At 69.7% G+C, this 22,198-nt stretch carries 20 protein-coding genes; 17 read left to right on the forward strand and 3 right to left on the reverse strand.

Annotated elements, in window-relative coordinates:
• Positions 1–1,062: 1,062 nt before the first annotated feature.
• Positions 1,063–2,667 carry a D-aminoacylase gene (locus tag ABXJ52_RS23380; protein WP_367044625.1) on the reverse strand — a complete coding sequence of 535 codons (1,605 nt, stop codon included), beginning with the start codon at positions 2,665–2,667 and terminating at the stop codon, positions 1,063–1,065.
• A gap of 304 nt (positions 2,668–2,971) precedes the next feature.
• Complete coding sequence (locus tag ABXJ52_RS23385; RefSeq protein WP_367044627.1) at positions 2,972–4,279, reverse strand: amino acid deaminase; 1,308 nt, start codon at positions 4,277–4,279, stop codon at positions 2,972–2,974.
• A gap of 227 nt (positions 4,280–4,506) precedes the next feature.
• On the opposite strand from ABXJ52_RS23385, the gene ABXJ52_RS23390 reads away from it, so the two are divergent.
• From ABXJ52_RS23390 to ABXJ52_RS23410, 5 genes are all read left to right on the forward strand, one after another.
• Entirely contained in the window at positions 4,507–5,640 is a 1,134-nt protein-coding gene (locus ABXJ52_RS23390; protein ID WP_367049204.1) for a sugar kinase, read from the forward strand.
• A complete protein-coding gene (locus tag ABXJ52_RS23395) occupies positions 5,637–6,395 on the forward strand; it encodes an IclR family transcriptional regulator (protein WP_367044629.1) in 759 nt (252 codons plus the stop codon). The genes ABXJ52_RS23390 and ABXJ52_RS23395 overlap by 4 nt, the downstream gene beginning before the upstream one ends.
• A gap of 7 nt (positions 6,396–6,402) precedes the next feature.
• Positions 6,403–6,822: a RidA family protein gene (locus tag ABXJ52_RS23400; protein WP_361181956.1), complete on the forward strand. Its 420-nt coding sequence runs from the start codon at positions 6,403–6,405 to the stop codon at positions 6,820–6,822.
• A gap of 173 nt (positions 6,823–6,995) precedes the next feature.
• Positions 6,996–8,483 carry a gluconate:H+ symporter gene (locus tag ABXJ52_RS23405; RefSeq protein WP_367044631.1) on the forward strand — a complete coding sequence of 496 codons (1,488 nt, stop codon included), beginning with the start codon at positions 6,996–6,998 and terminating at the stop codon, positions 8,481–8,483.
• 150 nt (positions 8,484–8,633) lie between these two features.
• Positions 8,634–9,965, forward strand: a complete 1,332-nt coding sequence (locus tag ABXJ52_RS23410; RefSeq protein ID WP_367044632.1) for an Nramp family divalent metal transporter — start codon at positions 8,634–8,636, stop codon at positions 9,963–9,965.
• Positions 9,966–10,043: 78 nt separating this feature from the next.
• On the opposite strand, the gene ABXJ52_RS23415 is transcribed toward ABXJ52_RS23410, so the two are convergent.
• Positions 10,044–11,057 (reverse strand): chitinase, encoded by a 1,014-nt coding sequence (locus ABXJ52_RS23415; RefSeq protein WP_367044634.1) that lies wholly within the window; start codon positions 11,055–11,057, stop codon positions 10,044–10,046.
• A gap of 283 nt (positions 11,058–11,340) precedes the next feature.
• Here ABXJ52_RS23415 and ABXJ52_RS23420 point away from each other — a divergent pair, with 283 nt between their 5' ends.
• The 12 genes from ABXJ52_RS23420 (at position 11,341) to ABXJ52_RS23475 (ending at position 21,929) form a co-directional block, all read left to right on the forward strand.
• Positions 11,341–12,255 (forward strand): hypothetical protein, encoded by a 915-nt coding sequence (locus tag ABXJ52_RS23420; protein ID WP_367044635.1) that lies wholly within the window; start codon positions 11,341–11,343, stop codon positions 12,253–12,255.
• A 93-nt stretch (positions 12,256–12,348) separates the two neighbouring features.
• The gene (gene cpaB, locus ABXJ52_RS23425; RefSeq protein ID WP_367044636.1) at positions 12,349–13,062 is read left to right on the forward strand and encodes a Flp pilus assembly protein CpaB; all 714 of its coding nucleotides are present in this window, start codon (positions 12,349–12,351) and stop codon (positions 13,060–13,062) included.
• A gap of 187 nt (positions 13,063–13,249) precedes the next feature.
• A complete protein-coding gene (locus tag ABXJ52_RS23430; RefSeq protein ID WP_367044637.1) occupies positions 13,250–14,875 on the forward strand; it encodes an AAA family ATPase in 1,626 nt (541 codons plus the stop codon).
• 166 nt (positions 14,876–15,041) lie between these two features.
• Positions 15,042–15,368: a TadE/TadG family type IV pilus assembly protein gene (locus ABXJ52_RS23435; RefSeq protein WP_367044638.1), complete on the forward strand. Its 327-nt coding sequence runs from the start codon at positions 15,042–15,044 to the stop codon at positions 15,366–15,368.
• Between the two features lie 10 nt (positions 15,369–15,378).
• Complete coding sequence (locus ABXJ52_RS23440) at positions 15,379–16,737, forward strand: CpaF family protein (protein ID WP_367044639.1); 1,359 nt, start codon at positions 15,379–15,381, stop codon at positions 16,735–16,737.
• Positions 16,737–17,681 (forward strand): type II secretion system F family protein, encoded by a 945-nt coding sequence (locus ABXJ52_RS23445; RefSeq protein ID WP_367044640.1) that lies wholly within the window; start codon positions 16,737–16,739, stop codon positions 17,679–17,681. Before ABXJ52_RS23440 ends, ABXJ52_RS23445 begins: the two co-directional genes overlap by 1 nt.
• Positions 17,682–17,708: 27 nt before the next feature.
• On the forward strand, positions 17,709–18,584 hold the full coding sequence (locus tag ABXJ52_RS23450) for a DUF5936 domain-containing protein (RefSeq protein WP_367049205.1): 876 nt from the start codon (positions 17,709–17,711) through the stop codon (positions 18,582–18,584).
• A 475-nt stretch (positions 18,585–19,059) separates the two neighbouring features.
• A complete protein-coding gene (locus tag ABXJ52_RS23455) occupies positions 19,060–19,248 on the forward strand; it encodes a hypothetical protein (RefSeq protein WP_367049207.1) in 189 nt (62 codons plus the stop codon).
• On the forward strand, positions 19,245–19,856 hold the full coding sequence (locus ABXJ52_RS23460; protein WP_367044641.1) for a pilus assembly protein TadG-related protein: 612 nt from the start codon (positions 19,245–19,247) through the stop codon (positions 19,854–19,856). Before ABXJ52_RS23455 ends, ABXJ52_RS23460 begins: the two co-directional genes overlap by 4 nt.
• A gap of 33 nt (positions 19,857–19,889) precedes the next feature.
• Positions 19,890–20,486, forward strand: a complete 597-nt coding sequence (locus tag ABXJ52_RS23465) for a hypothetical protein (RefSeq protein WP_367044642.1) — start codon at positions 19,890–19,892, stop codon at positions 20,484–20,486.
• Between the two features lie 3 nt (positions 20,487–20,489).
• Positions 20,490–21,140: an OmpA family protein gene (locus ABXJ52_RS23470; RefSeq protein WP_367044643.1), complete on the forward strand. Its 651-nt coding sequence runs from the start codon at positions 20,490–20,492 to the stop codon at positions 21,138–21,140.
• A 45-nt stretch (positions 21,141–21,185) separates the two neighbouring features.
• Positions 21,186–21,929, forward strand: coding sequence for a hypothetical protein (locus ABXJ52_RS23475; RefSeq protein WP_367044644.1), 744 nt, complete (start codon positions 21,186–21,188; stop codon positions 21,927–21,929).
• Positions 21,930–22,198: the final 269 nt, after the last annotated feature.

Genomic DNA, 22,198 nt, shown 5'->3' on the forward strand with positions numbered 1-22,198 from the left:
CACGGCACGATCACGCGGTGTGCAGAAAAGTCCCACCGATCCCCGCCCCCGCATGTGGGAGAGCGGGAATTATCTGCACCTGGCACTCCACCGAGCCCGCGCACGTCTCCAAGCCCCGGCCACCCGCGCACATCCGGTCGGCAGACGCCTGACGAGACCGAGCGCACTTCCCGACGGTTTCGCGCCCGTCTTCCCGTCCCGGTCACCCCGGAAGGTCCGTCCGGTAGACGCTTGACGAGACCGGGACCCGTTTCCGACGGGCTCGCGCCCGTCTTCCCGTCCCGGCCCCCCGGAAGATCCGGTCGGCAGACGCTTGACGAGACCTTCGCCCGTCTCCGAGTCGGCCGCGCACCCCGCCCGCCGCCGGGTGCCCCCGACGAACTGGTCCGCGGCCGCTTGACGAGACCTTCGCCCGTCTCCGAGTCGGCCGCGCACCCCGCCCGCCGCCGGGTGCCCCCGACGAACTGGTCCGCGGCCGCTTGACGAGACCTTCGCCCGTCTCCGAGCCGGCTGCGCACCCCGCCCGCCGCCGGGTGCCCCCGACGAACTGGTCCGCGGCCGCTTGACGACACCCTCACCCGTTCCCGAGCCGGCCGCGCACCCCGCCCACCACCGGGCACCCCCGACGAACTGGTCCGCGGCCGCTTGACGAGACCTTCGCCCGTCTCCGAGCCGGCTGCGCACCCCGCCCGCCGCCGGGTGCCCCCGACGAACTGGTCCGCGGCCGCTTGACGAGACCCTCGCCCGTCTCCGAGCCGGCCGCGCACCCCACCCACCACCGGCCACCCCCGACGAACCAGTCCGCACCCGGCACGGAAACCCCAACAAGGTGGCGGCAGTGGTCGAGAGTCCCGCCCCTTGGGCCGTCCGGTCGTCTTCCCTCGCGTGGTGGAGGGGCGGGTGTCAAGGGTGGAGCGCAGCGGAATCGGCGAAGCCGACGCGTAGCGCAGCGGAGCGCCCTTGACTCCCGGCCCGGAACCGCCAACCTCGGGACACCGGATGGCCCCGGCAAGCAGCAACGCCCCCGGCCCAGCAAAGCCGCCCTGCCGTGGCCCCAACCCCCTACGGCGTCCGGCGGACGGAGCCGCCCGCGAGGATGTCCGTGCGTCGGCCGTCCTTCATTACGAACTTGCCGTCGATCAGGACGTGCGGGATGCCTGTCGGCAGGGTGCGGGGAGCGTCGAAGGTGGAGCCCGCCGCGACCGTCTCCGGGTCGAAGAGCACCAGGTCGGCGCGGTAGCCCTCGCGTACGAGGCCCCGGTCGGGCAGGCGCAGGCGGGCCGCCGGGCGGCCGGTGAGGTGGGCGACGCAGTCCTCCAGGGTGAGGACGCCGAGCTCGCGTACGTAGCGGCCGAGGTACTGCGGGAACGTGCCGTACGCGCGCGGGTGCGGCTTGAAGCCCTGGAGGATGCCGTCGCTGCCACCCGTGTGCACGGGATGGCGCATGATCGCCTGGACGTTCTCCTCGTGGCCGACGTGCTGCAGGATCGTCGACCCGAGCTTGTCGTTGATGAGGAGGCGCCGGCCGGTGATCCAGGGCTCCTCGCCGCGCTGGGCAGCCGACTCAGCGATGGTCTTGCCGACGCAGGAGGCCAGACCGGGGTCGCTCACACCGGAGATCTCGATCTTGTCCCACTCGATCGGTACGCCGTGACAGCCGTCGGCGCCGATGACCTCCATGTGGTGGCGGATCTTCTCGGCGGTCTCGTCGTCCTGGAGCCGGGCGAGGATCGCGTCGGGCCCGCCCTCGCTGGCCCAACTGGGCAGCATGGCGACGAGAGTCGTGCAGCCGGGGGTGTAGGGGTAGGTGTCGAGCGTGATGTCGGCGCCGCCGGCGAGCGCGTCGTCGAGGAGCGCGAGCAGGTCGGGCGCCTTGCCCTTGTTCACGCCGAAGTTCATGGTGGCGTGCGCGAGGTGGAGGGGGCAGTTCGCGGTGCGGGTGAGGTTGACCATCTCCTCGTACGCCTGGAGGGCGCCGGCACCGTAACTGCGGTGGTGGGGGCAGTAGTAACCGTTGAACTGGGCCACCACCTTGCAGAGCTCGGTGAGTTCGGAGTCGTCGGCGTACATGCCGGGGGTGTAGGTGAGCCCGGAGGACATGCCGACGGCCCCCTGCTCCATGCCCTCGGCGACGAGCTGCTTCATGTGCTCGACCTCGGCGGCGGTGGCCGGGCGGTCGTCCCAGCCGACCGCGTACATGCGGACGGTGCCTTGGGGGATGAGGTAGGCCGCGTTCACGGCGGTGCCCTGCCGGTCGAGACGGTCCAGGTACTCGCCGACGGTGCGCCAGTCGAAGTCGATGTCGTTGCCGTCGCCGTTCCAGCCGGTGATGGCCTGGCGGACCTGGGCGAGGGTGCGGTCGTCTACGGGGGCGTAGCTGAGGCCGTCCTGGCCGATGACCTCCAGGGTGACGCCCTGGGCGGCCTTCGCGCTGTGGTCCGGGTCGCGGAGGAGGGCGAGGTCGCTGTGGGCGTGCATGTCGATGAAACCGGGGGCGAGTGCCAGGCCTTGGGCGTCCACTGTCTTGGCCCCCGCGAGCCGGGGACCGTCGCCCTCACCTTCCCTGCGGATCTCGGTGATCCGCCCCTCGTGTACGCCGACATCGGCTCGGTAGGAGGCACCTCCGGTGCCGTCGATGACGCGTGCGTCCCGGATCACCAGGTCCATGGGGGTGCCTCTCCTGCTTGTCACTTTGCTGCGGGCTGTACGTGGTGCACCCGGCCTCCGGCCGGGTTGTGTCTCCCACCCGCACCACCCGTGCGACTCTCGTCGCCGGGTGCGGGTGGCCCTGGCGGGGGCGAGCCACCATCGGCGACTGCGGGGCAATCGGGTGGGTGGGTGGGAGACATCCGCCGCGAAGCGGCGGTTCAGGCTCTTCGCCCGCGGACCCGGCTGCGGGGCAGTCGCGTGGGTGGGTGGGGGACACCCGCCGCGGAGCGGCGGTTCAGGGGATCCGCCCAAGACCCAGGGGTCAGAAATAGGTACGGACGTAGTCCGTGACCGTCCCGTCCGCCTCGACCAGAGGAATCAGCTGCCACTTGTCGAAGGCCGTGCAGGGGTGGGAGAGACCGAGCCCCACCCAGTCGCCCACGGCGAGATCCGCCTCGGGCGCCGTACGGACCCACCCGTGCTGGTCGGAGAGCCCCGTCACCGCGACCCCCGTGGCGGGCCGGTCCACCCCGTCACGGTGGACGACCTGCGCCTCGGGCAGGTCGAGGTCGTACGCCGCATCCCGCTTGCCCGCGTTGATGAACGCCTGCTCGGACGTGGGCCGGGACACCACCTGCGTCCAGAGCCGGAACGCCGGGTGCAGCGCGCCCTCGTCCGGGATGCGGTTGAAGGGGGTCAGGTGGCGGTAGTGACCGTCGTCATGAGAGACGTACGCCCCGGAGCGGAGCAACTTCACCACGGGCACCGACAGTTCGGGAAGCTCCGCGAAGACGTCCGCCACCGCGTCGAACCACGCGCTGCCACCCGCGCTGACGACGATCTCGTCCAGGTCGGCGAACCGGTTCGCCTTGTCGAACTCGACCGCGAGCGCGGTGAGGCGGCGCAGCCAGTCCCGTACGCGCTCGGGCGTCGCGTCAGGCACCTCACCCTCGTACCCGGCGACACCCACCAGACGCAGCGTGTCCGCCGCCGCGACCGCGTTGGCGATCTCGACGCACTCGGCCTCGGTCCGCACGCCCGTGCGCGCCCCGTCACCCGCGCCGAGCTCCACCACGACGTCGACGGGACGCGTCGCGCCCGCCTCGCGCAGCGCGGCGTCCATCAGGGCGACGCCGGGCACGGAATCGACGTAGCAGATGAAGCGGAAGGAGGGGTCCGCCGCCAGCTCGCCCGCGATCCAGCGCAGCGCCGCCGCGTCCACCAGTTCGTTGGCGAGGAAGATCCGCTCGACGCCGTAGGCCCGCGCCACCCGCACCTGGTGCGGCACGGCGAGGGTGATGCCCCACGCACCCCGCTCCAGCTGACGCGCGAAGAGCTGCGGCGCCATGGACGTCTTGCCGTGCGGGGCGAAGGCGAGGCCGTGCCGCTCGGAGTACGTCTCCATCAGCGCGAGGTTGTGCTCGAGGCGCTCGGCGGAGAGTGCGAGGACGGGGGTGGTGAAACCGTCAGTGAAGAGGTTCCTGCGCTGGGCCGCGAGCTCGCCGACCGTCAGGCCCTCCGCGTCCGGCGGAAGGCCCTTGAAGCGGTGGTCGACCCGCTCATCTGCGAGCCGGTCGAGCTCCCGGGCGGAACGTCCGGCGGAGCGGTCGGCTGCGTTGTCGGCGGCCATGGCGCCTCCTCGAAAAGGTGCGTTGCGTTATGTGCAACGGTCATTGCGTATGTCGCTTACTGCTGTCTAACATCCGAGCCAACGCCGGGTCAACGGATCCGGACCGTCGGTTGAGGGGCAGGAAGATCGTGACCGCAGAGGCCGCAAACGCCGCACAGGCCGCACAGGCGGCAGTGGCCACGCAGGCGGCAGAGGCCGCCCAGGCTGCAGCGGCCACGCAGGCAGCAGTGGCCGCACAGGCAGCAGTGGCCGCACAGCCGGCAGTGGACGTCGTCGCGCTCGGCGAGTCCATGGTCACGTTCCTGCCCTCCCGCGCGGGCCGCCTCGCCGACGTCCCCTCCTTCGATCGCGGAATCGGCGGCGCCGAGTCGAACGTCGCCTGCGCGCTCGCCGCGGCCGGCCACCGCACCCGCTGGGTCAGCCGCGTCGGCGCCGACGGCTTCGGGGACCACCTCGTCGAGGCCATCGCCCGCTACGGCGTCGACACCCGGTGCGTCGGCCGCGACCCGCACCGCCCCACCGGCATCTACTTCCGCACCGCCGACGACCGCGACACCGACGCCCACGAGGTCCTCTACTACCGCGCGGGATCGGCCGCGTCGGCGATGGCACCGCGCAGCGTCGACCGCGAGGCCCTGGACGCCGGCCGCATCCTGCACCTCTCCGGCATCACCGCGGCCCTCTCCGCGGACTGCCTCGCCCTCCTGCGCGACCTGACCGCGCCCCGCCCCGGCCGGCCGCTCGTGTCGTTCGACGTGAACTACCGCCCGGGTCTCTGGAGCGCCGGGACCGGCGAAGGCCCGGCTGTCCTGCTCGACCTCGCCCGCGGCGCCGACCTCGTCTTCGTCGGCGAGGACGAGGCCGCCGACGCCTGGGGCGTCACCGGCGGCCCCGACGCCATCCGCGCCGTGCTCCCCGAGCCCGCGACCCTCGTCGTCAAGCAGGGCAGCGGCGGCGCCACCGTCTACACGGAAGACCTCCCCGAAGGTGCGCCCGCCGTCTTCCAACCGGCGCTCAAGGTCGACGTCGTCGCCCCCGTCGGCGCCGGGGACGCCTTCGCCGCCGGGTTCCTCTCCGCGACCCTGCGCGGACTGGACGCCGAGCGGCGCCTGCGCCACGGGCACCTCATGGCGGCCGCCGCGCTCACCGTCCCCGGGGACCTCGCGACACCGCCCGCGAGGGCGCACACCGACCGTCTCGCCGCACTGGACGCCGAGGCCTGGGGGACACTTCGTCTCGGCCCGGGCTGGACGGACGGCGTCCCCGGAAACGCCCCCGGGAACGTCTCCGGAAACGCCCCCGGAGACGTTCCCGAGAACGACGCCGCGAACACCGAGGCCAAGGAGGAGGCACGTACATGAGCCAGACCGTCGACCGAGCCCTGTCCATCCTGCCGCTGCTCGCCGAAGGCCCCGCCGACCTCGGCCAGGTCGCCGAGCGTCTCGAGGTGCACAAGTCCACCGCCCTGCGGCTCCTGCGCACACTCCACGAACACGGCCTGGTCTACCGCCAGTCCGACCAGCGCTACCGCCTGGGCGCCCGCCTCTTCGCGCTCGCGCAGGAGGCCGTCGAGAACCTCGACGTACGCGAGATCGCGCACCCCCACCTCCTCGCGCTCAACGAGAAGTGCGGCCACACCGTGCACCTCGCGGTCTACGAGGAGCAGGAAGTCCTCTACATCGACAAGGTCGAGAGCCGCTACCCGGTGCGGATGTACTCGCGCATCGGCAAGCCGGTGGCGATCACGGTCGCCGCCGTCGCCAAGCTGCTGCTCTCCGACTTTCCCGAGGCCGAGCGCCGCGCCATCGCGGAGAAGCTCGACTACCCCACATACACGTCCCGTTCGACGCCCAACGCCGCCGCGTTCCTCAAGGAACTCGGCACCGTGCGCGAACAGGGATGGGCCACCGACCTCGGTGGCCACGAGGAGTCCATCAACTGCATCGGGGCCCCCATCCGCGGTGCGGACGGCCGGGTCGTCGCCGCCATGTCGGTCTCAGCGCCGAACGTCGTCGTCACCGCCGACGAACTCCTCACGCTGCTCCCGCTGGTGCGCCGTACGGCGGACGCCATCAGCCGGGAGTACTCCGGCAAGTCACCCCTCAAGGAAGTCTGAACGACCGATGACCGAGAACACCGTAAAGACCGCGCTCACCCCGGCAACCCACACCACCCCGCCCGCGAAGTTCTCCCACGGCGTGAAGAAGGGCAACATCCTTCAGGTCGCCGGTCAGGTCGGCTTCCTCCCGGCGGAGGAGGGCAAGGCCCCCACCCCCGCGGGCCCCACCCTGCGCGAGCAGACCCTCCAGACCTTCGCCAACGTCAAGGCGATCCTCGAAGAGGGCGGCGCGACCTGGGACGACGTGATGATGATGCGCGTCTACCTCACGGACGTGGACCACTTCGCCGAGATGAACGAGATCTACAACGCGTACTTCGAGGAGCAGGGCCTCAAGGCCCCCGCCTCGGCCCGCACCACGGTCTACGTGGGCCTGCCCAAGGGTCTGCTCATCGAGATCGACGCGCTGGCTGTCCTCGGCTGATCAGCCGAGACCGACGCGCCGGCCGTCCTCGGCTGATCAGCCGGGCGCCGCGCTTCTGAACTGAACAAACCCCCGCAAGCCGTACGTCTTCACGGCGCGGTGCCAACTCCCCTGGTGGCGCCGCGCCGTGATCCCCCCTGCCCCGAAAGCCCCATGCACTTACGAGGTCAAAGATGTCCCCGTCCCTCTCCACCGCGCTCGCGGCCGCCGCCCCCGAGGCCCCACCGCACACCGGCGGAATCCTCACCCTGATCGACGGCACCGCCGGCCTGCTGACCGTCGCCGCGCTCGGCATCGTGCTTCTCCTCTTCCTGATCATCAAGGTCAGGCTGCAGCCCTTCGTGGCGCTGCTCGCGGTCTCCATAGTCGTCGGCCTCTCGGCCGGCCTCTCCGTCACCGAACTCTTCGGCACGGTCCAGAAGTCCGACGCGGTCTCCGTCATCGAGTCCGGCATGGGCGGCATCCTCGGCCATGTGGCGATCATCATCGGCCTCGGCACGATGCTCGGCGCGATCCTGGAGGTGTCGGGTGGCGCAGAGGTCCTCGCCTCCCGCCTCCTGGGCCTCTTCGGCGAGAAGCGCGCCCCCCTCGCGATGGGCCTGACGGGCCTCATATTCGGCATCCCGGTCTTCTTCGACGTCGGCATCTTCGTCCTCGCGCCGATCGTGTACGCCGCCGCCAAGCGCAGCGGCAAGTCGATCCTGCTCTACTGCCTGCCGCTGCTCGCGGGTCTCTCGATGACCCACGCGTTCCTGCCCCCGCACCCCGGCCCCGTGGCCGCCGCCGGTCTGCTCCACGTGGACCTCGGCTGGGTCATCCTGATGGGCCTGATATGCGGCATACCCGCCGTCATCGCGGCCTGGGTCTACTCCGCCTGGATCGGCAAGCGCATCTTCGTGCCCGTCCCGCAGGACATGGTCGAGGCCGCCGAGGAAGCCAGGTCGGCCGTCGTCGCCGAGCAGCGCGCCGCGGGCGTGGAGCCGGGCGAGAAGCCGGTGCCGCTGGGCATCGTCTTCGCGATCATCGGAACGCCGCTGTTCCTGATCCTCCTCGCGACCTTCTCGTCGATCGCCTTCGACCCCTCGACCCTGCGCAGCGTCATCGAGTTCTTCGGCAGCCCCTTCGTGGCCCTGACGATCGCCCTGCTCATGGCGTACTACCTGCTCGGCATCCGGCGCGGCTGGTCGCGCAAGTCCCTCGAGACGGTGTCGACTTCGTCCCTCAAGCCGGTCGGCAACATCCTGCTCGTGGTCGGCGCCGGCGGTATCTTCGGCGCGGTCCTCAAGGCGAGCGGCGTGGCCGGGGCCCTCTCGGAGACCTTCCAGGACGTGGGCCTGCCGATCATCGTCCTCGCCTACCTGCTCTCCCTGGTGCTCCGCGTGGCCCAGGGCTCGGCGACGGTGGCGATCGTGACGACGGCGGGCATCGTGGCCCCGCTCCTGTCCGAGGGCGACTACTCCCAGGCCTTCATCGCCCTGGTCATCATGGCGATCTCGGCGGGCTCGATCTTCGCCTCGCACGTCAACGACGGCGGCTTCTGGATGGTGGCGAAGTACTTCGGCATCTCGGAGCGCGACACACTGAAGACGTGGACGGTCCTGGAGTCGGTCCTCTCCCTGGCCGGGTTCGCGGTGGCGGCCGTGGTGAGCCTGTTCGTGTAGCCCCGTTCGCGCAACACCGACACCTCGCAACACCGACACCCCGAAACCGCGACACCCCGCGGGCCCGGACGCGTGAGGGCGTCCGGGCCCGCGACGTCGTCTTCGGCCAACCCCTTGTGCCGCGCGCCGCCATGCGGTTTCTTGATCGGCATGGCTGATACGACAGGCAGTGGCACTGCCACGGGAGATGCGGCACCCCAGCCCCGCAAGTCCAGCTGGAAATACATCGGGCCGGGCATCGTCGTCGCCGCGACCGGCGTCGGCGCGGGCGACCTCGTCGCCACGCTCATCGCGGGCAGCAACTTCGGCTACACCCTGCTCTGGGCCGCCGTCATCGGCTGCGTCGTCAAGATCTCGCTCGCCGAGGCCTGCGGACGCTGGCACCTGGCGACCGGCCGCACCCTCTTCGACGGCTGGGCGAGCCTCGGGCGCTGGACGTCGTGGTACTTCGGGATCTACGTCGTGATCTGGGGCTTCGTGTACGGGGCGGCGGCCATGTCGTCGTCCGGCCTGCCGCTTCAGGCCCTCTTCCCCGACGTCATGGATCTCAAGTGGTGGGCGATCCTGACCGGCCTCGTCGGCCTGGTCTTCGTCTGGTTCAACAAGTACTCCGTCTTCGAGAAGGTCATGACGGTGCTCGTCGGCATCATGTTCGTCGTCACCGTCTATCTCGCCATCCGCGTCACCCCGAACCTGGGCGACGCGTTCGCGGGCCTGCTGCCGGTGCTGCCCGACGAGAAGGACTCCATCCTCAACACGCTCGGCCTGATCGGCGGCGTCGGTGGCACCATCACCCTTGCCGCGTACGGCTACTGGGTCAACGCCAAGGGCTGGACGAACACCGGCTGGATGAAGGTGATGCGGCTCGACAACCGCGTCGCGTACATCACCACCGGCGTCTTCGTCGTCGCCATGCTCTTCGTGGGCGCCGAGCTGCTGCACTCCGCGAACGTCGCGATCGCCGGTGGCGACAAGGGGTTGGTGCAGCTCTCCGACATCCTGGAGAAGGAGTACGGAGGGGCCACCGCCAAGCTCTTCCTGATCGGCTTCCTCGCCACGTCCTTCACCTCGCTCATCGGCGTCTGGCACGGCGTGAGCCTGATGTTCGCGGACTTCGTCGAGCGCTACCGCAAGCTGCGGGCGGGCGCCGACTCGAAGGCCCTGTCCGGCGCGGAGGTGGCGTCCGGAGCCCGCGAGAAGTCGGTGCCGTTCCGCGCGTACCTGCTGTGGCTCACGTTCCCGCCGATGATTCTCCTCTTCCAGGGCGAGCCGTTCCGCCTCATCATCATCTACGGCGTGCTCGGCGCGGCCTTCATGCCCTTCCTCGCGCTCACCCTGGTCTGGCTCCTCAACTCCTCGCGCACGCCCAGCGAGTGGCGCAACGGCTGGCTCAGCAACGGCATGCTGGCGATCGCGGGCCTGCTGTTCCTGGTCCTGTGCGTCAAGCAGATCACGGACCAGGACTGGAGCAGTTTCTTCTAGCGCCCCGCCGTACATGCCGCAGCGCCGCCGGGGGAGCGGCGGCGCTGCAGGTGTGGGGATACGACCGCCGGGTTTCGGCTACGGCAGCCCGTGGACGTGCGGGCCGACCGCCTTGGACCAGGCGTTGCCGTCCGCCGCGTCCCAGTTCGTCGACCAGGTCATCGCACCCCGGATGTCGGGGTACGTCTTGGACGGCTTGAAGGAACCGCAGCTGGTGCCCTTCGCCAGGCAGTCGAGGGCCTGGTTCACCACGGACGGCGAGACGTAGCCGCCGCCGGCCGCCTTCGCCGACGCCGGGACGCCTATGCCGACCTGGGACGGGGCGAGGCCGCCCTCCAGCTGGATGCAGGCGAGCGCGGTGAGGAAGTCGACCGAGCCCTGGCTGTAGACCTTGCCGTCACAGCCCAGCATCGAACCGCTGTTGTAGTACTGCATGTTGACGACGGTGAGGATGTCCTTCACCGCGAGCGCCGTCTTGAAGTACTCGTTCGACGTCGACTGCATGTCGATCGTCTGCGGCGCCATGGTCAGAACGAACCCCGAACCCGCCTTCCCGGCAAGGGATTTCAGGGCCTGTGACATGTACGTCGAGTTGAGCCCGTTCTCCAGGTCGATGTCGACGCCGTCGAAGCCGTACTCCTGCATGAGCTTGTACGCCGAGTCGGCGAAGGCGGTCGCCGACGCGCCGTCGTTGACGGACACCGCGCCCTTCTCGCCGCCGACCGAGAGGATCACGGACTTCCCGGCCGCCTGCTTGGCCTTGATGTCGGCCTTGAACTGGTCGACGGTGTACCCGCCGAGCCCGGCCGAGTCGAGGTTGAAGGCCAGCTCGCCCGGCGTGCCGGTCGCGTCCGCGAAGGAGACCGCGATGATGTCGTACTCGTCCTGTACGTCGCTCAGCTTCTGGACCGTGGCGCCGTTGTCGAAGTTCTGCCAGTAGCCCGTCACCGCGTGCTTCGGCACGGCGCGGGTGTCGGCGTCGGCGTTGTCGGCGCCGCCGGTGAGCAGGCCGGTGAGCGCGAGGGCGAGTGCCGTGGTCAGACCGATGACGGACCCTGCCTTCCTGCGTGTCCTGCCGCGTGCGTGGTCCACTTCTGCCTCCGGTGGGGGGAGTTGGGGCTTTCGGAGCGTTTCTACGGGGCGAACTCGGCCCTGTGGGGGGGCGTTCTTGGTCGTACAAGCTGGTCCAGACCAATCGGGTTGTCAATACCTCTGACGAGACCTCTGACGAGACCTCCGAGGCCGCCTCTCACACCACCCGGGCCCCGCGAGTCCGGCCAACCTCTGCGTGAACAGTGGGAAGTTGGGTGTTGAGGTGGCGATGACCTGGATAAGGTGCTGAGGCAGAAGTGCACGAAGACCGGGGGGTGTGCGTATGCCGACCGCCATAGCCGTCACCGGCCCTGACCTGGTGCTGCCGTCGCCCGACCGGCACACCCCGTCCGCGGCCGTACTGCAGAGTGCCGTCCAGTCACCGCGGACGTACTCCCTCGACCAGGCGCTCACCGAGATGCACACGCTCATCGAGCACCACGGCTATGTGATCGTCCTCTGCCCCGCGTCGGCGCCGCCGGCCCTGGTCCAGCGCATGCACGCGATCCGCTCCGTCCTGGAGAGCGACCGCATCGCCATCCTGCGCCCCGACCTGCCGCCGCTCGGCCTCGCGGTCCTCGCGCTCCAGCTCCGCCAGCTCTCCATCTGCGACTTCAGCCCCGGCGTGCTCGCCTCGGCGGCCCGCCTCCTCTCCCACTACATCTACGCGGGCGCGCTGCTCGGCTCGGTGGCGAAGCTGGACCGCGTCCCGGTCACGCTCCAGTCCCACGCGAAGTCATGGATGCCGGGCACCCAGTTCGCCGTCCTGGCGACTCCCCGGCCCGAGCTGATCAAAGTGACGGGGGAAGCGATGCTCCCCGGCCCCGGATTCGGTACGAAGATGCTGTACGCCAACGGGCAACTGGGGTCCGACTGGGTCACCGAAGCCCTCGCTCCCGCCTGGCGGACCCAGGGGGTGGCGGAGGCGCGCCTGCCGGGGGAGTCCGCGCGGTGGTGGGCGACGGGCAAGCTCGTCGAGTTCGCCGCGGCGATCCCCGACATCTCCGTGCTCTACCAACTGGTGTCGTCCGTCCGCCGCGACGACTGCCACTGGTGCGGTCTGGAACTCATCGGCGACCGCTGCGGCTTCTGCGCCGCGCCGTTGCTGCCGCCGCCGGAACGCGCGGCGCCGGCACCCGCCGCCCGCGCCTCCGCTTCCGCTTCCCCCGTACGGGCGCTGCCGCGAGGCGCGACGTAGACCAGGCCCCTGTCGTGCACTGCCCCGAACTGAACGCGCGCCACCCCGCTCACTGTCCGTAGCCGTCCGCACCCGATCGAGGTAGTCCGGTTCATGAACTCACGCCAGCGCCGCGGCGTCATCCTGCTGGTCCTTTCGGTCCTGGCCGCGTTCGGCGCGTTCGCGGGCGTCCTCTCGGTGATCCGGGACGTGAACTCGAAGGTGGGGCCCGAGGTCGCCGCGTACAAGCTCAAGGGGGACATCGCCCCCTACAAGGAGCTGAGCGCGGACCAGTTCGAGAAGGTCGAGATGCCGGAGCGTTGGCTCTCGGAGAACGCGGTCACCGATCTGCGCCAGGTCCGCGGCAAGATCGCGGTGACGGAGCTGCGGGAGGGGTCGCTGCTCCAGACGGACATGATCGTCGACCGCCCCGAACTCGATCCGGGGCAGCAGGAGATCGCCATCATGATCGACGCGGCGACGGGTGTGGCGGGCAAGATCACGCCCGGCGCGACGGTCAACATCTACGCCACTTTCAAGGCCGAGACCGACAACGCCAAGGACCAGTCGAAGGTCATCGTCGAGTCGGCGAAGGTGATCGACGTGGGCAAGCTGACGGCCCTGGACCCGGACCAGGACGACCGCAGCAGCCGTCGTACGGCGACGGAAGCGGTGCCGATCACGTTCGCCCTGGACACGGCGGACGCGCAGCGCGTGGCGTACGCGGAGTCGTTCGCGACACACGTACGGCTCGCCTTGGTCGGCCAGGGCGAGGAACCCGCCATCCCCCGGGGCGACCGAACGTACACACTCGACGAGGACAAGTAGGGGGCCTGCGCATGAGGCGACGCACGTGTGAACCGCCGCTGCGCGGCGGATCTCTCCCGATCACCCCGTGGGGCAATCGGGTGGGTGGGCGGGAAATGCCTGTGCGGCGGCACCAACTGCCGGGTGACAGTGGCCGGGACGTCCAGGCCGCAGGTGCCCCGCAGCCCCTGCCAGGAGGCGAGGCCGTATGACGACCCGCATCCTCCCCGCCGTGGGGGACATGGACGCGGCCCGCGCGCTGTCGACGCTGACGGGACAGCTGCCGGACGCCGAACCCGCCCTGCCCGTCGCAGACTCCACCGCCCTGCTCGACCACCTGGCAAGACTCGCCGCGGAGTCACTCGACGAGCTCCCCGAAGTCGTCCTCATCCATGAGCGCATCGGCCCCGTCCCCGCCCTGGACCTGATCCGCGACCTCGTACTCCGCTTCCCCGCGGTAGGCGTCATCCTCATCACCGCCGACACCAGCCCCGCCCTCCTCACCGCCGCGATGGACTCCGGCGCCCGCGGCATCGTCGGCTTCCCCCTCGCGTACGACGCGCTCGCCGAGCGGGTGCACGCGGCGGCCGCCTGGTCGGCGGGGATGCGCAGGCACCTGGGCAGCGCCGGCATAGAGCTCTACGCCGGGCCGGGGGAGACCCAGGGCGGCGGCCACGTCGTCGCGGTCAGCGGGGCCAAGGGAGGCGTGGGAACCACCCTCGCCACCGTCCAACTCGCCCTCGCGGCAAAGGCGTCCGGCCGCAGCGTCGCCCTCCTCGACCTGGATCTCCAGGCCGGCGACGTCTCCTCGTACCTGGACGTGCAGTTCCGCCGTTCCATCGCCGACCTCGCGTCGATCACCGACATCACCCCCCGCGTCCTCCAGGACGCCGTCTACACCCACGAGACCGGCATCGGCCTCCTCCTGGCCCCCGGCGAGGGCGAGCGGGGCGAGGAGATCACCGACCGGGTGGCCCGTCAGACGCTCAGCGCCCTGCGCAGCCGCTACGACGTCGTGCTCGTCGACTGCGGTACGTACGTCACCGGGGCGAGCGCGGCGGCGATCGAACTCGCCGACCAGGCGATCCTCCTCGTTACCCCGGACGTCGTCTCCGTACGCGCCGCCAAGCGCATGGTGCGCCTGTGGGACCGCCTCCAGATCCGCAAGGCGGAGGAGACGCTCACCGTCGTCAACCGCCACGGCAAGGGCGCGGAGATCCAGCCCTCCCTGGTGGAAAGGGTGACGGGGACACGCGTGGCCCGCACCACCGTGCCCGCGAACTTCAAGGAACTACAGGGCGCGGTCGACGCGGGTCGGATGCAGGACCTGGACAGCAAGTCCTCGGTGAAGCAGGCGCTGTGGGCGCTGGCGGGCGAGCTGGGCCTGGTGGACCCGGAGGCGGCGTCCACCGGGCCCAAACGGCTGACGCTCCGCAAGCGGGCCACAGCCGCACACCAGAACGACCGGGGCGCCGTAACCCTGGAGTTCGCCGGGATGTTCCCGCTGCTGCTCGCCGTGATGGGCCTCCTGTGGCAGTGCGCGCTGTACGGCTACACCTTCTCCCTGGCGGGCAACGCGGCGGACGAGGCCGCGCGTGCGGCGACGGCGGCGTACGCGGTGGGGGAGGGCGGCGCGGCGGCATGCGAGGCCGCGGCGAAGGAGCACCTGCCGTCGGCGTGGCAGGGCGCGGAGGTGGCCTGCACAGACGAGGGAACGGTGTGGAAGGCCCACGTGGACGCGGACGTACCGCTGTTCTTCCCCGGGGTCGACGCGGGGTGGAGCGTGAGCGGGGAGGCGGGCGCGGCGAAGGAGGGCGAGGACGGCGATGGGTAACCCGGCAGCGCCGCGTACCGCCGGACACCGGCTCCGCCGAGTCCGCCCGCAAACGCCGGCCGGGCTGAACCACCGACGCCGAAGCGTTCGGCGCCCGCAGAGCCAGGAGCGGACCCGGCACCCCCTGCGAAAGAGAACGCGCCTCGACGACGACCGAGGCGTATCCATGCTCGAATTCGCCGGCTTCCTCCCCATCCTGCTCCTCATCGGCCTGGCCGCCATCCAACTGGGCCTCGTCGGTTACGCGGTGAATCAGGCGGGATCAGGCGCCCGCGCCGCGGCACGCGTCGCCTCCCAGGGTGAGGGCGGCGAGGCGGCGGGCCTCGCGGCGATGGACGGAAGCCTCGACGCCGGGGTCGTCATCAGCGGGGGCGGCGCCACGACGACGGCGGACGTCACCGTCCAAGTCCCCACACTGCTCCCCTTTGTGGACGGATGGTCCGTCACGAAGTCGGCGACCATGCCCAACGACGATGACGAAGACGGGAGCTGAGAGAGAACAGATGAGCCTCCGCGACCGCATAGCGACCCCGAACGACCACGGCAAGGGAAACGACCCCAGCCGCGACGACAGCCTCGTGGCCGTCTACCGCTCCAAGCTCCTGGAAGAGATCGACCTCGCCGAGATGTCGTCCCTCACCACGGCGGACCGCCGCGTCCGCCTCGAACGCGTCATGGGCCACATCATCAGCCGCGAGGGCCCCGTCCTCTCGACCTCGGAGCGCTCCCAGCTCATCCGCCGCGTCGTGGACGAGGCCCTGGGACTCGGCGTACTGGAACCGCTCCTCGCCGACGCCTCCATCACGGAGATCATGGTCAACGGCCCCGACTCGATCTTCGTCGAGCGCGCCGGACGCGTCGAACAGCTCCCCCTCCGCTTCGCGTCGAACGACCAGCTCATGCAGACCATCGAACGCATCGTCTCCACGGTCAACCGCCGCGTCGACGAGTCGAACCCGATGGTCGACGCGCGCCTGCCCACCGGCGAGCGCGTGAACGTGATCATCCCGCCACTGGCCCTCACCGGCGCGACGCTCACCATCCGCCGCTTCCCGCGCGCGTACACGCTGCACGAGCTGATCGGCCTCGGCTCGCTCGACGAGCACATGCTGCTCCTGCTCTCCGCCTTCGTACGGGCCCGCTTCAACATCATCGTCAGCGGCGGAACGGGCTCCGGAAAGACGACGCTCCTCAACGCCCTCTCCGGCCTCCTCCCCGCCCACGAACGCATCATCACCATCGAGGACTCGGCCGAACTGCAACTCCAGCAGGACCACGTGATCCGCCTCGAATCCCGGCCCCCGAACGTCGAGGGCAAGGGCCAGATCACCATCCGCGACCTGGTCCGCAACAGCCTCCGTATGCGCCCCGACCGCATCATCGTCGGCGAGGTCCGAGGCGGCGAGACCCTCGACATGCTGCAAGCCATGTCGACGGGCCACGACGGTTCCCTCGCCACGGTCCACGCGAACACGGCGGAGGACGCCCTGATGCGCCTGCAGACCCTCGGATCGATGTCGGAGGTGCAGATCCCCTTCGAGGCGCTGAAGGACCAGATCAACTCGGCGGTGGACGTGGTCGTTCAGCTGGCCAGGCACGCGGAAGGCTCCCGCAAGGTCGCCGAGATCGTCCTGCTCGTCTCGCACGGCCGCGAACAGTTCCGCATCGCCCCGGCGACCCGCTTCGTGCCGCACCAGCCGGGCGGCAACGGCCTGGACCGCCGCGTGCACGGCTACTTCGAGCATCTGCCGCTTCCGCGCTCCGTCGCCGAGCGGCTGTACGTCGCGGGAGAGCCGGTGCCGCCCGGTTTCGGCGTGGCCCAGGCCATCGACGTACTGAACACGAGAGAGGCCATCGGCTGATGGAGAACCAAGCCGCCCTCCTGGCCCTGGGCGCCACGATCCTGACGGGCACGCTCGCCGTCGCGGGAGTCCACGCGTACGCGTCCGGCCGTGCCCAGCGCCAGGCCCTGGTCGACCGCCTGGCGATCGGCCCCGGCACCGGGAGCGGCTCGGGCCGCGGCAGGCGCTTCGGCGCGGTCGACCGCCGTCTGCGCCGTACCCGCCTGGGCCGCTCCATCCACCTGCGCCTCTCGGCGACGGGCCTCGACCTGACAACGGGCGAGTTCTTCGTCTACGTCGTGGCCGTCGTCGCCGCGCTCTGGCTGATGGCGGCGGCCACACTGGCCCCCTTCTTCGGCCCGATCGCGGGCCTGGTGGCGGTCTGGAGTGCGGTGGTCTTCCTCAACTGGCAACGCCAGAAGCGCATTGAGGCGTTCATCAACCAACTCCCCGACGTGGCCCGCATCCTGGCGAACGCCACGGCGGCGGGCCTGGCCCTGCGCACCTCACTGGCGATGGCGGCGGAGGAGCTGGAAGCGCCGGCGGGCGAGGAACTCTCCATGGTGGCCGACCAGTTGACGCTGGGCCGCTCGATCGACGACACGCTGGGCGAACTGGCGCAGCGCCTCCCGTCCCGCGAACTGATCGTCCTCGTGACGACCCTGGTCCTCTCCAACAAGGCGGGCGGCTCGGTGGTGAACTCCCTGCGCAACCTCACGCAGACCCTGGAAGACCGCAAGGAGACGCGACGCGAGGTCCGCACGATGCTCTCGGAGGTCCACGCGACGGCGTTCACCGTCCCACTCCTGGGCCTCGGCTCGCTGCTCCTCATCAACTCCTCCAACGAAGGCGCGCTGGCGAGGGTGACAGGCTCCCCGATGGGCCAGATGCTGATCCTGATCTCACTCGGCCTGTACGCGGTGGGCTTCTTCGTGATCAGGCGCCTCGGCAAGATCGAAGTGTAGGGAGCGGTCGACGTGTTCGGTCTGGCGATGGCGGCCGTGATGGGCCTGGCGGTGGCGGGGGTGTGCCAGGGCATCCGCATGTACCGGGCGGAGGCGAAACTCCCCTCGGACCTGGCGATCGCCCTGGAGGTGGGCGCCACCCGCGTCTCGACGGCGGGCTCGGCGGTGGACCGCCTCGGCATACGCTTCGCGCCGCTGGTCCTGCGCCTGATGGGCCCGAAACGCGTGGACGCCAAGCGCCGCAAGATAGACATGGCAGGCAACCCCGGAGGCCTGACGATCGACCGCTACGCGGCACGCAGAGCGGTGTACGGCATCTTCGGCACGGTCATGGCCCTGGTCTTCCTCACCAACGGCTCATCCCTCTTCGGCCTCCTGACCTTCGCCTTCGGAGTGACGGCGGCGGACGGACTGATCTGGCAGGCGATACGGGAACGCCGCGAGGTCATCGACCGCACCCTGCCGGACTTCCTGGACGTCCTCGCGGTGGTGGTCTCGGCGGGCCTCGGCTTCCGCCAGGCCCTAGACCGCGTGGCGGAACGCTACGAGGGCCCCTGGGCGGACGAACTCCGCATCACCCTCCGCCAGATGGACATGGGAGTGAGCCGCCGCCAGGCCTTCGACGAACTACGCCGCAGAAACGCCTCCGAACAGGTCTCCCAGTTCGTCTCGGCGCTCCAGCAGGGCGAGGAACTGGGCTCACCGATCGCGGACACCCTGATCCAACTGGCAACGGACATGCGCCGCACGGACGCCCAGAACTCCCGCCGCAGGGCGGCGAAAACGATCCCCAAGGCAACGATGGTGACGCTGGTGTTCATGCTTCCGGCCACGATGATCCTGATCGCGGCGGGGATGTTTCTCGGTTCGGGTTCGGACTTCGGCTCGATCCTGGGGAAGTGAGGACGCCATGACCGGCTCGCAGAGCGGCGGGACGATCGCTGGTATCAAGCCACTGCACCAAACCCCTTCGCGCCTGCAACCAAATATGGGACAGTCGCCCGGAGGGTGGGAGGGTTGCGATGCCCCCGGGGATGGCCCCAGTCGAGCCCTGCTAGCCCAACCACCCTTTGCAAAAGGCGAGTTCACGGTATTCACGGGAGGGGAAGTCGTGAAACGCAAGGAACCACCACCGGCCCCACCAAGGACCTCCACCGCACACCCCCGGGGTGCGTGATGACCTCGCCCCCGGGGAAGAGAACTCGCCAACTTCCGCGTAACAGAAGGCATTGGTTGCGGAGAGTGGCTGTTGGGTCACAAGATCTCGCGTACGTTGCCTATGACGACAGCGGCGTCGGAAGTGGTTGCGCCAGCAGTGCGGGTATCGGGTGGGAGAGAAGGGGCCGTCGTGCTGAAGGATCGCGTACTCAGAGTCTGGATCGACTGGACGGTGACCGTTGCTTCCCGGGTTCGGGGGAAGGGGCGGGATGCGGGGGCTGGGTTTGTGGAGTATGCGGGGTTGATGATTTTGATCGCGGGGATCTATACGTTGATCGACAGTCTGGCCCTGGACAACAAGATCTCCACGGCCATTGGCAACGCTGTGGGCGACGTAATCGGCGGGTGACACCCCGCCCCTCCCTGCGAAGCGATCGCGGGCAGACTCTCCCCATCTACATCTGGATGACGGGGATTCTGCTTTTCGTTGCGTTCGCCTTCTTTGCGTTCGCTCAAGCGGCTTCGGCGCGTAACGGCGCGCAATCGGCGGCCGACGCGGCAGCGTTGGCTGCTGCGCAGGACTCCAGGGATGAGCTGGTCGATGGACTGGGTCAGGCCATCGGTGACGGCGACGCTTGGCTCGACTGGTTGGACGGCGACAAGTTCACCGGTGACGGGGCCCAAGGGGCGGCTGACGCGTTGGCCGCTGATAACGACTCGGCCGTAACTGGCTTTGGTCCGGAGGAAGTGAGCGGATTTCCGGGCTACCGGGTCGAGATCGAGACCAATTACACCGTAGGCGATTCGATCATCCCCGGTACGGAGTCCCAACACGCCAAGGCGTCGGCGACCGCGGTCATCAAGCCGCGCTGCGGCATCACCCCTGCTTCTGACCCGGAGAAAGAGGTGGAGTTCGAGTGTGACGGCGGAGCTTCCTTCGAGATCGATCCTGACGACTTCGATCTAGAGGATCTGCCGGACGCATCTGCTCTCTTCTCCGTGCATCTGGCCGACTGACACAGCGATCGACGAAAGAAGGAAGCCGTAGCGATGAACATTCGGCGCACCATGAAGACTCGCAGGGCGATGACCGCTGTGGCGTTCACTACTGGGCTGGTCCTCACGGTCGCTGGCTGCGGCGGTGGTGGGGGCGACGACAAGTCCGACCAGGACTCCAAGCCTTCCGCGCCGGCAAAGAGTGACGACGGTGGGGGTGAGAAGAAGGAGTCGCAGGCTCCCCCAGCCGACGAGGCGCTTGCCGAATCCAAGGGGGACGGGGTGACGCTGGTAATCAACTCTGCCAAGCGTGATGAGGGCGGCTTCCTTACCGTCGCAGGCAAGGTGACGAACACCTCTGGTGGTCTGTGGACCGGAGGCCAATGGCGCGGAGATGAGAAGGAGTTGCAGAAGAATGGCGGCTCCATTGCTGGTGCCAGCCTCGTGGACGAACAGGGGAAGAAGCGGTACCTGGTCCTGCGAGACACCTCTGGGCGCTGCCTCTGCACCAAGTTCGAAGGCGGCATCGACTCGGGGAACACCGTCGACTGGTTCGCGCAGTTCCCCGCCCCTCCGGAGGGGACGAACAAGTTGACGTTCCAAGTGGGCGGGATGGCCCCCGCTGCCATCGAACTCTCCGAGGGCGAGTGACCCATGGGCCACCCACGATCACGCACCCTCACGACAGCCACCGCCACCCTCACGGCCCTGGTCCTCCTGACCGTCACGCCCGCATCCGCCGACGACGAAGACCCCAGCGCCCCCCCGGGCAGCACCACCACATCCCCGCCCCCCGAGGTCGACTCCAACAGCCCGGGTCTGAAGCTCGCCGACGGTGCGACCCTCGCCCCGGCGAAGGTCCTGGACATCAAGTCCGTGGTCGAGGACCTCGGCGGCGAGGAACGCCGCGAGGACACCAACACCGACGTCAAGTTCGCACTGCAGGCAGAGGTCCTGTTCCCCAAGGACAGCAACAAGCTGAATCCGGAGGCGAACGCCCGTATCAAGGCGATCGCGGAGGAGGCCAAGGCGCAGAAGGCGACGAACGTCAGGGTGTTCGGCTTCACGGACAACCTCGGCTCGTACAGCCACGGCAAGACCCTGTCCCGCAAGCGCGCGGAAGCGGTGCACGACAAGCTTGCGAGCTACCTGGGCCCCGAAGTCACCTACTCCGTACGCGGCTACAGCGAGGACTATCCGATCGCGGACAACACCTCCGAGCAGGGCCGCAAGAAGAACCGCCGAGTCGAGGTCACGTTCCCGCGAGGAACGGCAGGAGGCGCCGAAACGGGCAAGCAGAGCTAGGCGCGGGCCTTGCCCCTGACGCCGGCCCGCGAACCACAATGGCCCATGGACGGCAAGAACAACGATCACACGAAGCCCAGCCAGCCCAGTGAGCCCAGCAAGAGCGAGTGGAAGAGGATCCGGGAGGGGCTGCGCTTCGGGCAGGTCTTCACCGGAACGGTGGTCCGCGTCCCCAAGCCCGGCGCGATCGGACTCTTCGTGGACATCGGGCTCCCGGTGGGCGGCTTCGTCGACGTCCTGCTCCTGCCGACGGCAGCGGAGGCCTGGCCCGCCGAAGGCACGGTCACCAGCTTCGAGGTGTGGTGGGCGGCCCCGGATCGGGCGCAGATCCGCCTGAAGCCGCTCGAACCGGCATACCTGAACGAGGACTTCGACGACCTCGTGGCGAGACTGCGCCCCGGCTGGCCCTCCCTGGCAGGGCAGCCCATGGACTACATGGAGCGGATGATCGAAACCCTGAAACGGGAGTTCGGCGCCGAAGACGGAAGCTTCCTGCTCCGTCTGCGGTGCGACCTGACCTGGGACCGTTCGGCCTTCACCCGCCTGGAACGGGCCATGCGAGCCGTCTGCGCACACTTCCAGCCGACATCCCAGCTCGACCGATGGCTGGCCGAGGGCTTCTACGAGATCGCGATCGCTGTGCCGGAGTGGACCGCGCACCCCGACTTCCCGCGCCCGACCCCCGCCGCCTACTACGAGGACTGCCTGGAACGCATCCGCGACCTGGCCGACTGGTTCTTCAGGGGCGAGTCCTCGTACCTGGAAGGGCATGTCTGGGCCGATCTATAAGGTCCCCTCCACAAGCTCCAAGGCCAGGAGCACGACCACACTCGGGACAGCGTGCGCCATCGGCGCCATGCGCACCGCGTGAGCCGAGAGGGGCGACGCGCCATGAAACGGAGCTCAGGTGCGACGAGGGCGGAAACAGGCGGACGTGGCGTTGGCGCCTCCGACCGCACGAGGAAATGCGCTGAGGCAGGGCCCCGGCAAGAACCCAAACCCCCGGGCCCTGGCAGCGACACGACGGGCCGACCACCCCGGTCGGCAGGCGCTTGACG

The organism is Streptomyces sp. Je 1-332 (assembly GCF_040730185.1).
Taxonomy (GTDB): Bacteria; Actinomycetota; Actinomycetes; order Streptomycetales; family Streptomycetaceae; genus Streptomyces.

Excerpts from the sequence above, each read along its gene's own strand:
- ABXJ52_RS23380 (WP_367044625.1), bottom strand. The coding sequence starts at position 2,667 with ATGGACCTGGTGATCCGGGACGCACGCGTCATCGACGGCACCGGAGGT.
- ABXJ52_RS23385 (WP_367044627.1), bottom strand. The coding sequence starts at position 4,279 with ATGGCCGCCGACAACGCAGCCGACCGCTCCGCCGGACGTTCCGCCCGG.
- ABXJ52_RS23395 (WP_367044629.1), top strand. The coding sequence starts at position 5,637 with ATGAGCCAGACCGTCGACCGAGCCCTGTCCATCCTGCCGCTGCTCGCC.
- ABXJ52_RS23400 (WP_361181956.1), top strand. The coding sequence starts at position 6,403 with ATGACCGAGAACACCGTAAAGACCGCGCTCACCCCGGCAACCCACACC.
- ABXJ52_RS23405 (WP_367044631.1), top strand. The coding sequence starts at position 6,996 with ATGTCCCCGTCCCTCTCCACCGCGCTCGCGGCCGCCGCCCCCGAGGCC.
- ABXJ52_RS23410 (WP_367044632.1), top strand. The coding sequence starts at position 8,634 with ATGGCTGATACGACAGGCAGTGGCACTGCCACGGGAGATGCGGCACCC.
- ABXJ52_RS23420 (WP_367044635.1), top strand. The coding sequence starts at position 11,341 with ATGCCGACCGCCATAGCCGTCACCGGCCCTGACCTGGTGCTGCCGTCG.
- cpaB (WP_367044636.1), top strand. The coding sequence starts at position 12,349 with ATGAACTCACGCCAGCGCCGCGGCGTCATCCTGCTGGTCCTTTCGGTC.
- ABXJ52_RS23430 (WP_367044637.1), top strand. The coding sequence starts at position 13,250 with ATGACGACCCGCATCCTCCCCGCCGTGGGGGACATGGACGCGGCCCGC.
- ABXJ52_RS23435 (WP_367044638.1), top strand. The coding sequence starts at position 15,042 with ATGCTCGAATTCGCCGGCTTCCTCCCCATCCTGCTCCTCATCGGCCTG.
- ABXJ52_RS23440 (WP_367044639.1), top strand. The coding sequence starts at position 15,379 with ATGAGCCTCCGCGACCGCATAGCGACCCCGAACGACCACGGCAAGGGA.
- ABXJ52_RS23445 (WP_367044640.1), top strand. The coding sequence starts at position 16,737 with ATGGAGAACCAAGCCGCCCTCCTGGCCCTGGGCGCCACGATCCTGACG.
- ABXJ52_RS23450 (WP_367049205.1), top strand. The coding sequence starts at position 17,709 with ATGGCGGCCGTGATGGGCCTGGCGGTGGCGGGGGTGTGCCAGGGCATC.
- ABXJ52_RS23465 (WP_367044642.1), top strand. The coding sequence starts at position 19,890 with ATGAACATTCGGCGCACCATGAAGACTCGCAGGGCGATGACCGCTGTG.
- ABXJ52_RS23470 (WP_367044643.1), top strand. The coding sequence starts at position 20,490 with ATGGGCCACCCACGATCACGCACCCTCACGACAGCCACCGCCACCCTC.
- ABXJ52_RS23475 (WP_367044644.1), top strand. The coding sequence starts at position 21,186 with ATGGACGGCAAGAACAACGATCACACGAAGCCCAGCCAGCCCAGTGAG.